Source organism: Amycolatopsis sp. NBC_00438 (assembly GCF_036026695.1).
Lineage (GTDB): Bacteria > Actinomycetota > Actinomycetes > Mycobacteriales > Pseudonocardiaceae > Amycolatopsis.
The window spans coordinates 5,843,200-5,856,003 of record NZ_CP107923.1; the positions used below are offsets into that span (position 1 = coordinate 5,843,200).

Sequence of the window (12,804 nt, forward strand, 5' to 3'; positions counted from 1 at the left end):
TCCGGCCCTGTCGCAAGTCCTGCTCAGGTGGACGCGGTGATCCCGCGGATGCCCTTGAGCTCGCCGATCAGCATCGAGCTGACCTTGACCGGGTAGTCGTTGAGCGCGAACACCGTCTGGTTCCGCCCCACGAGCTTGAGGTGGACCATGGTCTCGCCCTTGTGAGCGAGCAGCGTGGAGCGCAGCTCGCTCACCACCGACTGGTCGATCTTCTCCGCCGCGGCCAGCAGGACCAGCGGCGGTTCGTCGTCGCCGTTGCCCGTGCCGACCTCGGACAGGTCCAGCGTCGCGAGGCCGCCGCCGAAGATGGACATCTTGTCTTCGCGCCAGTTGACGCGGCCCTTGACCAGCACCGCGTTGTCCTCGATCAGCTCACTCGAGAACAGCGCGTACGACTTCGGGAAGAAGAGCACCTCGAGCGAGGCGTCCATGTCCTCGACCGTGCAGATCGCCCAGGGCTCGCCCTTCTTGTTGACCCGCCGCTCGAGCGACGTGATCAGCCCGGAGATGACGAGCTCGCCCTCCTTGGGCGGGTCGGCGAGGATGCCGGCGATCGGCTTCGGGGCGTGCTTGCGCAGGATCCGCTCGGCGCCGTCCAGCGGGTGGGCCGAGACGTACAGGCCGAGCATCTCGCGCTCGTAGGCGAGCAGCTGCTTGCGCGGGTACTCCTCCTCGCCGAACTTCAGGTGCGCGAGCGGCGACGAAGAAACCGCTGCGGCGCTGTCATCCCCGTCTTCCCCGCCGAAGCCGAACAGGTCGAACTGGCCCATCGCCTCCTGGCGCTTGAGCGGGACGACGGCTTCGACCGCGTCTTCGTGGACCTGGATCATCGAGAGCCGCGTGTAACCGAGCGAGTCGAACCCGCCCGCCTTGATCAGCGACTCGATGACCCGCTTGTTGCAGACCACGAGCTCGGACTTGTCGAGGAAGTCGGTGAAGGTGGAGTACTTGCCCTTCTCCGCGCGGGTCTTGATGATCGACTCGACGACGTTCGCGCCGACGTTGCGGACCGCGCCCATGCCGAAGCGGATGTCCTCCCCGACGGCCGCGAACCGCAGGGCCGACTCGTTGACGTCCGGCGGCAGCACCTTGATGCCGAGCCGGCGGCACTCGGAGAGGTAGACCGCCGACTTGTCCTTGTTGTCGCCGACCGACGTGAGCAGCGCGGCCATGTACTCCGGCGTGAAGTTCGCCTTCAGGTAGGCGGTCCAGTAGGAGATCAGGCCGTACGCGGCCGCGTGGCTCTTGTTGAACGCGTACCCGGCGAACGGGAGGATCGTGTCCCAGAGCGCCTTGACGGCCTCGGCGGAGAACCCGCCGTCGAGCAGCGGGCTGGCTTTCATGCCGGCCTCGAAGCCGTCGTACTCGAGGTCGAGGACTTCCTTCTTCTTCTTGCCCATCGCGCGGCGGAGCACGTCCGCGCGCCCCATCGTGTACCCGGCCACCTTCTGGCCGATGTGCATGATCTGCTCTTGGTACACGATCAGGCCGTAGGTGTCGGCCAGGATCTCCCGCAGCGGCTCGTCGAGCTCCGGGTGGATCGGCTTGACCTTCTGCCGGTTGTTCTTGCGGTCGGCGTAGTCGTTGTGCGCGTTCATGCCCATCGGACCGGGGCGGTAGAGCGCGCCGACCGCGACGATGTCGTCGAACACCGTGGGCTCCATGCGGCGGAGCAGGTCGCGCATGGGCCCGCCGTCCAGCTGGAACACGCCGAGCGTGTCGCCGCGGGCGAGCAGTTTGTAGGTCTCCTTGTCCTCGACGCCCAGGGTGTCGAGGTCGATGTCGATCCCGCGGTTGGTCTTGATGTTGTCGATCGCGTCACCGATGACCGTCAGGTTCCGCAGGCCCAGGAAGTCCATCTTCAGCAGGCCGATGGCCTCGCACGACGGGTAGTCCCAGCCGGTGATGATCGAGCCGTCGTCCCGCTGCCAGAGCGGGATCGCGTCGGTCAGCGGGTCGCACGACATGATGACCGCGCAGGCGTGCACGCCCGCGTTGCGGATCAGGCCCTCGAGACCGCGGGCGGTGTCGAAGATCGTCTTGCACTCTTCGTCCGTCTCGACCAGCGCGCGGACCTCGGCGGCCTCGCCGAAGCGCTCGTGCTTGCTGTCGACGATGCCCGAGAGCGGGATGTCCTTCGCCATGATCGGCGGCGGCAGCGCCTTGGAGATCTTGTCCGCGATCGCGTACCCCGGCTGGCCGAAGTGGACCCGCGCCGAGTCCTTGATCGCCGCTTTGGTCTTAATGGTGCCGAAGGTGATGACCTGGGCGACCTTGTCGACGCCGTACTTGTCGGTCGCGTACCGGATCATCTCGCCGCGGCGGCGGTCGTCGAAGTCGATGTCGATATCGGGCATCGAGACGCGCTCGGGGTTCAGGAACCGCTCGAACAGCAGCTTCTGCGGGATCGGGTCCAGGTTGGTGATACCGAGCACGTACGCGACCAGCGAACCGGCGGCCGAACCACGGCCGGGGCCGACGCGGATGCCGACGCGGCGGGCGTAGCTGATGAGGTCGGCGACGATCAGGAAGTAGGCCGGGAAGCCCTTCCCGATGATGACGTCGAGCTCCTTCTCGATCCGCTCGTCGTAGCCCTCGGGCGGACCGGCCGGAAACCGCCAGGCCAGGCCCTTCGCGACCTCTTCGCGCAGCCAGCCGCCCTGGTCGTAGCCCTCGGGCACCTCGAAGAACGGCAGCCGGTCCTTGTGCGAGTAGACGTCCTCGTAGGACTCGATGCGCTCGGCGATCAGCAGCGTGTTGTCCGACGCGCCGGGGACTTCCTTGTCCCAGTACTCGCGCATCTCGGCGGCGGCCTTGAGGTAGTAGCCGTCACCGTCGAACTTGAACCGGGTCGGGTCGTTGAGGGTCTTGCCGGCCTGGACGCACAGCAGCGCCGAGTGCGTGTCGGCCTGGTCCTTGGTGACGTAGTGCGAGTCGTTCGTCGCGATCGGCTTGAGGTCGAGCAGCCGGCCGACCTCGAGGAGGCCCTCGCGGACCGACCGCTCGATCGGCAGCCCGTGGTCCATCAGCTCGAGGAAGAAGTTGTCGGCGCCGAAGATGTCCTTGTAGTCGGACGCGGCCTGGATCGCCGCTTCCTTCTGGCCCAGCCGCAGCCGGGTCTGCACCTCGCCCGACGGGCAGCCGGTGGTCGCGATGATCCCGGAGTGGTTCTCCGAGATCAGCTCGCGGTCCATCCGGGGCTTGCGGTAGTAACCCTGCATGCTGGCCAGCGAGGACAGCTTGAACAGGTTCCGCAGGCCGGTGGCGTTCTGCGCGAGCATCGTCATGTGGGTGTACGCGCCGGCGCCCGAGACGTCGCCGCCCTCACCCAGCTCGTCGGATCCGCGCTGGTTCTGCTGTCCCCAGAAGACCGGCTTCTTGTGGAAGCGGCTCTCCGGCGCGACGTAGGCCTCGATGCCGATGATCGGCTTGATGCCGTGTTTCTTCGACTGTTGGTAGAACTCGTCGCCGCCGTACATGTTGCCGTGGTCGGTCATGCCGACCGCGGGCATGCCGAGGCGCGCCGCCTCCGCGAAGAGGGGAGCGATCTTCGCCGCACCGTCGAGCATCGAGTACTCGGTGTGGACGTGCAGGTGGACGAAGGAATCGTTCGACACCAGCGAAAACCTCCCCTAGATCGGTGGGACCGGCTGCGCGCGGGTCACTCACCCTAACCCGTGGCTCGAGTGGCCCGCGCACGTGCTCGCCGCGCTCGATTCTGCTCCTCGCCGGAGCCGTTCGGGCGGTGCGACGCGCCACCGCTTCGGGCGGTGATGATCACGGCACGCGGTGCTGCCGGGCGGTCACCCGGAGCGTCAGCCGGCGGGGGTGACGAGGGGTCGGGACGGCTTGGGCGTGACGGCCGGGGCGGCCACGTCCGGGTGAAACGCCGGGAGCGCGGCCTGCGGCGGGGCGTCCGCGGGCGCCGTGCCCCACGACGGGTTCGGCGTCGTGGACAGGTCGTAGGTGATCGTGCCGCCGTTCGCGACGAACGACTCCGCCACCCACGGCTTGGACGTCGGCGAGCCGTTCACGCGCACGCCCTGGACGTAGTAAGTGTCCGCCGAGGCGCGCGGGGCCTCGACCGTGATCGTCGCGCCGTTGCCGCGGTGGACGACCGCGCGCGGGAACAGCGGGGACGCCAGCACGAGGTCCGCGCGGCTCGGGACCTGCGGGAACATGCCGAGCGTGGCGAAGACGTACCACGCCGACATGGTGCCGAGGTCGTCGTTGCCGGGCAGGCCGCCGGTGCCCGGGCCGTAGATCGTGTTCACGATCCGGCGGACCGTCTGCTGCGTCTGCCACGGCCGGCCGAGGTAGTCGTACAGCCAGGGCGCGTTGATGTCCGGCTCGTTGCCCGGGTTGTAGTGGACGTCGTCGGTACCCGACAGCGCCCAGTCGCCGGCCGCGTCGTGGAAGAAGCCGTCGAGGCGCTTCAGCGCGGCGGGCGCACCACCCAGGCCGCCGACCACGCCGGCGACGTCGTGCGAGGCCATCCACGTGTATTGCGCGCTGCTGCCCTCGACGAAGCCGGTGTCGGTCGACGGCTGGAACGGCGTCACCCACGAGCCGTCGGCCTTGCGGGCCTGGACGTACGGGCCGTCCGCGCTCGCCCGCGGGTTGACCAGGTTGCGCCAGTAACCGGAGCGCGCGAGGAACGCGGAAGGGTCACGGCCGATGCGGGACGCCCAGTCCGACAACGCGAAGTCGGCGACGGAGTCTTCGAGCGTCTCGGCGGCCGAGCCCCAGCAGTGGCAGGCGTCGTCCGGCGCGTAGTGCAGCTTCAGGTAGTCGGCCAGGCCCGGCCGCTGGCCGATGCACTGGATCGGGCAGCCGGCGTCGCGGGTGTCGTTCGCGGTCGGCACGGTGGCCGCGCGGGCCAGCGAGCCGAAGGTGCCTTGGACGTCGAAGCCGCGGGCGCCGAAGGCGTACATCCCGGCCAGCGCGGGCGCCGACGGGTCGCCGGACATCACGTGCGTGCCGCCGTTGTTGTGCAGCCACCGATCCCATTCCCCGCCGTTCTGCCCGGCGAAGTTGTAGAGGGATTGGGCGTAGTCGCCCGCCCGGGCCGGGTCGAGGAACGCGAGCAGCTGGACCTGCCCCCGGTAGACGTCCCAGCCGGAGAACGTGCCGTACTGCGCGTGCTGGCCCTTCGCGAGCCGGTGGACCTTCCGGTCGCTGCCGAGGTACTCCCCCGTGACGTCGCTGGCGAGGCTCGGCTGCTGCAGCGCGTGGTAGAGCGCGGTGTAGAACGTCGTGAGCTGCGCGTGCGTGCCGCCGCCGAGCTCGATCTTCGTCAGCTGGTCCTGCCACGCCTTCCGGGCCGACGCGCGAACGCTGTCGAACGACCGGTTCGCCGGTATCTCCGCGTCGGCGTTGCGCTGGGCGTTCGCGGCGCTGACGTAGGAGATGCCGATCCGGGCGGTGACCGGGCCCTTGCTCGCGTCGAAGCCGACGTAGCCGCCCGAGCCCTTGCCGACGCGTGCGGCGTCCGTGAAGCCCTCGCCGCCGGTCGCGCTGCTCGTGCCAGGCCGCAGGGTGCCGTCGACCCAGGTGCCCTGGCCGGTGATCGGCTGGTCGAAGGTGACGCTGAAGTGCAGCGTGTAGTAGGAGCGCTGGTTCTCCTCGCCGCCGGTGGTGCGGCCGCAGAAGCCGCCCGAGTCGACCGAGCCGGTCACCCGCCGGTGCGCCGCGTCGATGCTGATCGAGGCGTTCGAGCTGCCCGGCAGCGAGTTCGACGTCCGGAAGAGCAGGTTCGCGGGCTTGTCCGCGGGGAAGGTGAACCGGCCGAGCCCGGCCCGGTCGGTGGTGGTGAGGTTTACGCCGACGCCGTTGGCCAGGCCGACGCCGTAGTGGCCCGGCTCGGCGGTCTCGTCGGCGTGCGAGAAGTCGCTGGCGAAGACCTGGTCGGTGCGGTCGGCCGACGGCGAGGACAGGACGGCGCCGGGGAACGGCATGATCGGCACGTCGCCGGACGCGCCGGGTGTGCAGCCGGTGCCGTTGAGGTGGGTGAGGCTGAAGCCTCGCACCCGCGTGACGTCGTACTGGTAGCCGCCGGCGGCACCGGTCCCGTTCTGCAGCCCCTTCGTCGTGGTCGGGCTCCAGGCGATCATCCCGAACGGCGTCGTCGCGCCGGGGTAGGTGTTGCCCGCGTTGGTGCTGCCGATCAGCGGATCGACGTAGGACGCCGGGTCGGCGACCAGCTCGACGCCGGCCGCGGCGGGCGTCGCGAACGCCGTCGCCGCCAGGGCCACCGCGCCGAGCAGGGTCAGGATCTTCCGCGCGGCCATGGCCCGCCCTTCGCCGGTGACGTGCGACAACGTTGTCAGCTTGACGCTGCGCAACGCTACGGTCACCCGTTTGCGCCCGTCAACGACCCGGTGAACTTCTGTCCGGTTGTCACGGTGACCGGTGAGGTGAGCCACAAGCGCGTCGTCCGCGTTGACACCGCCCCGGCCGGGACCGAGCATCCGAGCCATGAACCTGTCCGACAGCCGGACAGCCGGTCCGCGGCGGGTGAGCGCCATGGAAGCCGTGCTGGCCCACCTGCGCCGTCAGATCGAACGCGGCGAGTACGCCGTCGGCGACAAGCTCCCGTCCGAGGCCGCGCTGGGCAAGGAGTTCGAGGTCAGCCGCTCGGTGGTCCGGGAGGCGCTGCGCGGGCTGCAGGCGCTCGGGCTCACCGAGTCGAAGTCCGGCAAGGGCACCTTCGTCACCGCGACCGGGCCCGCCGAGCACCCGGTGTTCGGGCCGTACTCGGCCCGCGACCTGATCGAGGTGCGCCGGCACGTCGAGATCCCGGTCGCCGGGTACGCGGCGCTGCGGCGCTCCGCCGACGACCTCGACCTGCTCGGCCACCTCGTCGAGCGGATGGCCGCCGAGACCGACAACACCGCGTGGGTCGCGCTGGATTCGCTGTTCCACATCACCATCGCCCAGGCGTCGGGCAACCCCGTGTTCGGGAAGGTGATCGAGGAGATCCGGGACGCGCTGGCCCGCCAGTCCGCCTTCCTCAACCAGCTCGGCGACCGCCGTCACCGGTCGAACATCGAGCACCGCGAGATCGTCACGGCGATCGCCGAGGGCTCGGAAGCCGCCGCGGTCGAGGCCATGACGGCCCACCTGCGGCACGTCGAAAACACCTTGACCAGCATCGTGAACGGGGACGAGTAGCACCTTGACCGAACAGACCCTCACCCCGGAGACCGCCACCGACGCGGGCGACGCCGGTTACAGCAAGGCCCTGAAGCCGCGGCACGTGAACATGATCGCGATCGGCGGGGCCATCGGCACCGGCCTGTTCCTCGGCGCGGGCGGCCGGCTCGCCCAGGCCGGGCCGGCGCTGGCGATCGTCTACGCCGTCTGCGGCCTCTTCGCGTTCTTCGTGGTCCGCGCGCTCGGCGAGCTCATCCTGTACCGGCCTTCGAGCGGCGCGTTCGTCTCCTACGCGCGGGAGTTCATGGGCGAGAAGGGCGCGTACGTCGCCGGCTGGATGCACTTCCTGAACTGGTCGACCACGGGCATCGCCGACATCACGGCCATCGCGCTCTACGCGCACTTCTGGTCGTTCTTCTCGCCGATCCCGCAGTGGGTGCTCGCGCTGATCGCGCTCGCCGTCGTGCTGACGCTGAACCTGGTGTCGGTGAAGCTGTTCGGCGAGATGGAGTTCTGGTTCGCCATCGTCAAGGTCGCCGCGCTGGTGCTGTTCATGGTGATCGGGATCGTGCTGCTGGTGACGCGCACGCCGATCGACGGCGTCGCGGGCGGGCCGCAGCTGATCACCGGGCACGGCGGGATCTTCCCGGCCGGGCTGCTGCCGATGGTGCTGATCGTGCAGGGCGTGGTGTTCGCCTACGCGTCGATCGAGCTGGTCGGCGTCGCCGCGGGCGAGACCGAAAACCCGGAGAAGATCATGCCGAAGGCGATCAACTCCATCATGTGGCGCATCGCGGTGTTCTACGTCGGCTCGGTCGTGCTGCTGGCGATGCTGCTGCCGTGGAGCTCCTACACGAAGGACCAGAGCCCGTTCGTCACCGTGCTGTCGCACCTGGGCGTGCCGGCCGCGGACAGCGTGATGAACCTGGTCGTGCTCACCGCGGCGCTGTCGAGTCTCAATTCGGGGCTGTACTCGACCGGCCGGATCCTGCGGTCGATGGCCACGGCCGGCTCCGCGCCGAAGTTCACCGGCGTGATGAACCGCAACCAGGTGCCCTACGGCGGGATCCTGCTGACGGCGTCGGTCTGCGTGCTCGGCGTGGGCCTGAACTACCTGGTGCCGAAGGAGGCCTTCGACATCGTGCTGAACTTCGCCGCGATCGGCATCCTCGCGACCTGGGCCATCATCGTGCTCTGCCACCTCCTGTTCGTCCGCAAGACCGAACGGGACGGGCTCGAACGGCCGGCGTTCCGGCTGCCGTTCTCGCCCTACACCGAGATCGTGACGCTGGTGTTCCTCGCCGCCGTCGTGGTGCTGATGGGCTTCGACGAGACCGGCCGGATCACGCTCCTGGCGCTGCCCGTGATCGCGCTCGCGCTGGTCGCCGGCTGGTTCGCGGTGCGGAAGCGGATCGACATGCGCGCGTTCGACAAGGCGGGGCTGTGAACCACGAACTCCTGGTCGAGCTGGTGCGCGACGGCATGGTCGAAGGCGGGCACCACGGCTCGGTGATCGTGCTCGCCCCGGACGGCACGACGTTGTTCGGCGCCGGCGCGCCGGACGCCCCGATGTACCCGCGGTCGACGGCGAAACCGCTGCAGGCCACGGCGATGGCCCGGCTCGGGCTGCGGCTGCCGGCCGCCGGGTTCGCCATCGCGGCGGCCAGCCACTCCGGCGAGCCGGTGCACCTCGACGCCGCGTCGGCGGTGCTCGGCGAGCGCTCTCCGGACGAACTGGGCAACCCTGCCGACTTCCCGTACGACCCGGTCGAACGCGACCACTGGGTCGCGACCGGGCGGGCTCCGAGCCGGCTCGCGCACAACTGCTCCGGCAAGCACGCGGCGATGCTGGCGACCTGCGAGCTGAACGGCTGGAGCACCGACGGCTACCTCGACCCGGCGCACCCGCTGCAGCGCGCGATCGCCGCCACCGTCGAGGACCTGACCGGACGCGCGGTCCTGCGGGTGGCGGTCGACGGATGCGGCGCGCCGCTCTTCGCGACCACGCTGCGCGGCCTCGCCACGGCCGTGTCGAAGATCGCCGCGGCCGCGCCGGGAACGCCCGAAGGCCTGGTCGCCGACGGGATCCGCCGGCACCCCGAGCTGGTCGGCGGCAGCCGCCGCGACGTCACCGCCGTGATGCGCGCGGTGCCCGGGCTGATCGCGAAGGACGGCTTCGAAGCCGTCCAGGTCGCGGCGCTGCCGGACGGCACGGCGATCGCGTTCAAGATCGCCGACGGCGGCGACCGCGCCCGGCGGCCGGTGCTGGCCGCGACCCTGGGACTGTGCGGGATCGACGTCCCGTCCGGGCCGGAGAACCTGCGCGTCACCGGGAACCTGGCCGGGGCACTCGGTGTGGGGAGCCGCTGAGCCCCGTCGCTCCGGTTGCCGGGCGCGCGACCTCGGGTACCGTCGGATCCGGAAGGTATGACTCCGCTTCGGAAGGCGTGTGCCCGTGCTGGACCGACTTGTCGACAGAGCTCTCGGACTCCCCCGCGCCGAAGGACCGAAACCGGTCGTCACGCGCGACCTGCCGGTGCCGATGACCGACGGCGTCACGCTGCTCGCGGACCGGTACGCCCCGGCGGGCGACACCCCGGCGCCGGTGGTGCTGATCCGCACGCCGTACGGGCGCGCCGGTCTCCTGTCGAAGCTGTTCGGGAACACGTTCTCGCGGCACGGGCTGCAGACGGTCATCCAGAGCACCCGCGGCTCGTTCGGCTCCGGCGGCGAGTTCCGGCCGTTCCACCTCGAGCGCGAGGACGGCATCGCCACCGCCGAGTGGCTGCGCGCGCAGCCGTGGTGCGACGGCAACCTCGCCATGGCGGGCGCCAGCTACCTCGGGCACACGCAGTGGGCGATCGGGCCGTACCTCGACCCGCCGCTGGCCGCGATGTGCCTCGGCGTCACGGCGTCGGAGTTCGTCTCGACGTTCTACCCGGGCGGCGTGCTCGCGGCGGACAACATGGTGTCGTGGTCGGCGATGATCGGCCGCCAGGAAGAGCGCTTCGGCGCGTTCCCGAACCCGCTGCAGGCGCGCAAGACGCGCCGCGCGATGGCGCACCTGCCGCTCAGCGGCGCCGACGTCGCCGCGATCGGGAAGCCGGTGAAGTTCCTGCAGGACATCACCGAGCACTTCGTACCGGACGACACCTACTGGGCGATGTCCGACCACAGCGCCGACGTCGAGAAGCTCGACGTCCCGGTGTCGATGGTCACCGGCTGGTACGACCTGTTCATCCGCGGGCAGCTGCAGGACTTCCGGCGGCTCGCCGAGGCGGGCAAGGCCCCGCGCCTCACGGTCGGCCCGTGGGCGCACGGCGAGCCGGCCAGCATGCGCCCGATGATCCAGGACCAGCTCGGGTTCCTGCGCGCCCACCTGCTCGGCGACCGCACGTTCCTGCAGCGCGCGCCGGTCCGGATCTTCCTGCAGGGCGCGGACACCTGGCTGGACTTCGAGACGTGGCCGCCGCCGTCCACCGCGACGGCGTCGCACCTGCGGCCGATCGGCGGGCTCGGCGAAGTGGGCGGCGACGAAGCGCGGCCGACGACGTTCACCTACGACCCGGCGGACCCGACCCCGGCGGTCGGCGGGCCGCTGCTGACGGGTGACTGGAAGCAGAAGGACAACCAGGAGATCGAGGCCCGCCCGGACGTGCTGGTGTTCACCGGCGAGCCGCTGGCGTCCGACCTGGACGTCATCGGCGACGTGGCCGCGACCGTGCACGTGCGCACCGAGCTCGGGCACGCCGACGTCTACGTCCGGCTCTGCGACGTCGACGCGGGCGGTGTCTCCCGCAACGTCACCGACGGGATCCTCCGGCTGCGGCCCGGCTTCCCCGAGGCGGACACCGGCGGCGTGGTGACGGCGGAGGTCACGCTCGACCCGACCGCCTACCGTTTCCGCCGCGGCCACCGGCTGCGCGTCCAGATCGCGGGGGGCGCGTTCCCCCGCTTCGCGCGCAACCACGGTACGGACGAGCCGATCACCGCGGCGGTGGACGGCAAGGCCAACCGCTTCGAGATCTTCCACGACGCGGCCCGGCCGTCCCGCATCACGCTGCCGGTGTTCACCCCCTAGCCCCAGGACGCCACTTTCCCCGTGAAAGTGGCGCCTCGGGGGCCCCAAACGTCACTTTCCCTAGGAAAGATGCGTCGTTTGGGAGGGAATTCTCAGTATGTGAGCACGCGGTGGTGCGTGGTCACCCGGCCGTCGTCGTGCAGCACGTGCAGCAGCAGCGACGGCGGCCGGTCGTACTCCAGCGGGCCGCCCTCGTCCCAGCCCCGGTCGCCGCCCGGCTCGACGGGCAGCAGCGACGTCGACACCACGCCGGGCGCGATCCGCAGCGGCACGCCGGCGAACGTCGTCGACGCGCCGGTGTGGACGTGGCCGGCCAGCAAGGCCGCCACGCGCGGGTGGCGGGCCAGCAAGGCCGCCAGCCGCTCCTCCCCCGACTGCCGGATCCCGTCCACCAGCGGGACGCCGACCTCGACCGGCGGGTGGTGGAAGGCGACGAACGCCGGGCCGTCGCCGCCGGACAGCACACCGTCGAGCCAGTCCAGGGTCTCGTCGGCGAGGTAGCCCGAGCCGCGGCCGGGGATCGTCGAGTCGCACATCGCGAACAGCACGCCGTCGATCTCCCGGGCGAGGTCGATCGGGCCGTCGGACGCGGGCAGGCTGTGACGACCGGGGCCGGGGGCTTCGCCACCCGGACCCCCCGGAAGGCGGTCGAGCAACCCGGTCCGGAATTCCGCGCGGACGTCGTGGTTGCCGGGGCAGACCAGCACCGGCGCCGGGTGCTTCAGCAGTTCGGCGGCGCGCGCGTACTCCGAGGCCGCGCCGTGGTCGGCGATGTCGCCGGTGACGACGACGGCGTCGACCGCGAGTTCGTCCAGGTACGCCATCACGGCCGCGACGCGTTCCTCCGCGCGCGGTCCGCCGTCGAGGTGCAGGTCGCTCAGGTGCGCGATGATCATCTTTCGTCCTTCCCCAGGTACGCCAAGGCTTTCACCCAGTTGCGGACGAGCACCGCGGTCGCCGCCGGCAGGTCGCCGTCCCGCAGTGCCGCGGCGATCCGGCGGTGCTCGCCGATGCTCTCCCCGGCGCGGGCGGCCCCGCCGAAGTAGCACGATTCGTACCGCTTGAGCAGCGGCTTCGTCTGCTCGATCAACCGCAGTAGGTGCGGGTTCGGGCAGCGGGACAGCAGCAGCGCGTGCCACCGTTCGTCCACTTCGGACAGATCCGCGCCGCGGTCCAGCGCCGCGGCCATCTCGTCGGCGACGACGTCGAGCGCGTCGGGCAGCCCGGCGAGCTCCAGCGGCGACGTCCAGCGCAGGGCGAGCGCCTCCAGCTCGGCGACCAGCGGGTAGAGCCGGCGGGCCTCGTCCGGGTCGAACGGCGGCACGAGGAAGCCACGCCCAGGCTCCGACACGAGCAGGCCGCGGCCGGCGAGCCCGATCAGCGCCTCCCGCAGCGGCGTCCGGCTGACGCCCAGTTCGCGGGCCAGGTGCACCTCGTTGACGCGGGCACCGGCGGCGAGCCGCCCGTCGAGCACGCGGGTGGTGATCTCCTCGATGAGATCGCTGCGCAAAGGAGTGCGGGCCATCCGGGCAGTATTGCATGCAATCGGGACGTACTGTATTCAGTTG

The 12,804-nt window shown here is 70.7% G+C and carries 8 protein-coding genes; 4 read left to right on the forward strand and 4 right to left on the reverse strand.

Annotated elements, in window-relative coordinates:
- Nucleotides 1-23: 23 nt before the first annotated feature.
- The gene (gene dnaE, locus OG494_RS25875; protein ID WP_328443102.1) at nucleotides 24-3,617 is read right to left on the reverse strand and encodes a DNA polymerase III subunit alpha; all 3,594 of its coding nucleotides are present in this window, start codon (nucleotides 3,615-3,617) and stop codon (nucleotides 24-26) included.
- Nucleotides 3,618-3,815: 198 nt separating this feature from the next.
- Nucleotides 3,816-6,356 carry a GH92 family glycosyl hydrolase gene (locus OG494_RS25880; protein ID WP_328443103.1) on the reverse strand — a complete coding sequence of 847 codons (2,541 nt, stop codon included), beginning with the start codon at nucleotides 6,354-6,356 and terminating at the stop codon, nucleotides 3,816-3,818.
- 169 nt (nucleotides 6,357-6,525) lie between these two features.
- On the opposite strand from OG494_RS25880, the gene OG494_RS25885 reads away from it, so the two are divergent.
- The 4 genes from OG494_RS25885 (at nucleotide 6,526) to OG494_RS25900 (ending at nucleotide 11,236) form a co-directional block, all read left to right on the forward strand.
- The gene (locus OG494_RS25885) at nucleotides 6,526-7,173 is read left to right on the forward strand and encodes a FadR/GntR family transcriptional regulator (RefSeq protein ID WP_328459024.1); all 648 of its coding nucleotides are present in this window, start codon (nucleotides 6,526-6,528) and stop codon (nucleotides 7,171-7,173) included.
- Nucleotides 7,174-7,177: 4 nt separating this feature from the next.
- Complete coding sequence (locus OG494_RS25890; RefSeq protein WP_328443104.1) at nucleotides 7,178-8,602, forward strand: amino acid permease; 1,425 nt, start codon at nucleotides 7,178-7,180, stop codon at nucleotides 8,600-8,602.
- Nucleotides 8,599-9,525, forward strand: coding sequence for an asparaginase (locus OG494_RS25895; RefSeq protein ID WP_328443105.1), 927 nt, complete (start codon nucleotides 8,599-8,601; stop codon nucleotides 9,523-9,525). Before OG494_RS25890 ends, OG494_RS25895 begins: the two co-directional genes overlap by 4 nt.
- Nucleotides 9,526-9,610: 85 nt before the next feature.
- Nucleotides 9,611-11,236: a CocE/NonD family hydrolase gene (locus OG494_RS25900; protein ID WP_328443106.1), complete on the forward strand. Its 1,626-nt coding sequence runs from the start codon at nucleotides 9,611-9,613 to the stop codon at nucleotides 11,234-11,236.
- A 92-nt stretch (nucleotides 11,237-11,328) separates the two neighbouring features.
- On the opposite strand, the gene OG494_RS25905 is transcribed toward OG494_RS25900, so the two are convergent.
- On the reverse strand, nucleotides 11,329-12,132 hold the full coding sequence (locus OG494_RS25905; RefSeq protein ID WP_328443107.1) for a metallophosphoesterase: 804 nt from the start codon (nucleotides 12,130-12,132) through the stop codon (nucleotides 11,329-11,331).
- Complete coding sequence (locus tag OG494_RS25910) at nucleotides 12,129-12,761, reverse strand: GntR family transcriptional regulator (protein WP_328443108.1); 633 nt, start codon at nucleotides 12,759-12,761, stop codon at nucleotides 12,129-12,131. Before OG494_RS25910 ends, OG494_RS25905 begins: the two co-directional genes overlap by 4 nt.
- Nucleotides 12,762-12,804 lie beyond the last annotated feature (43 nt).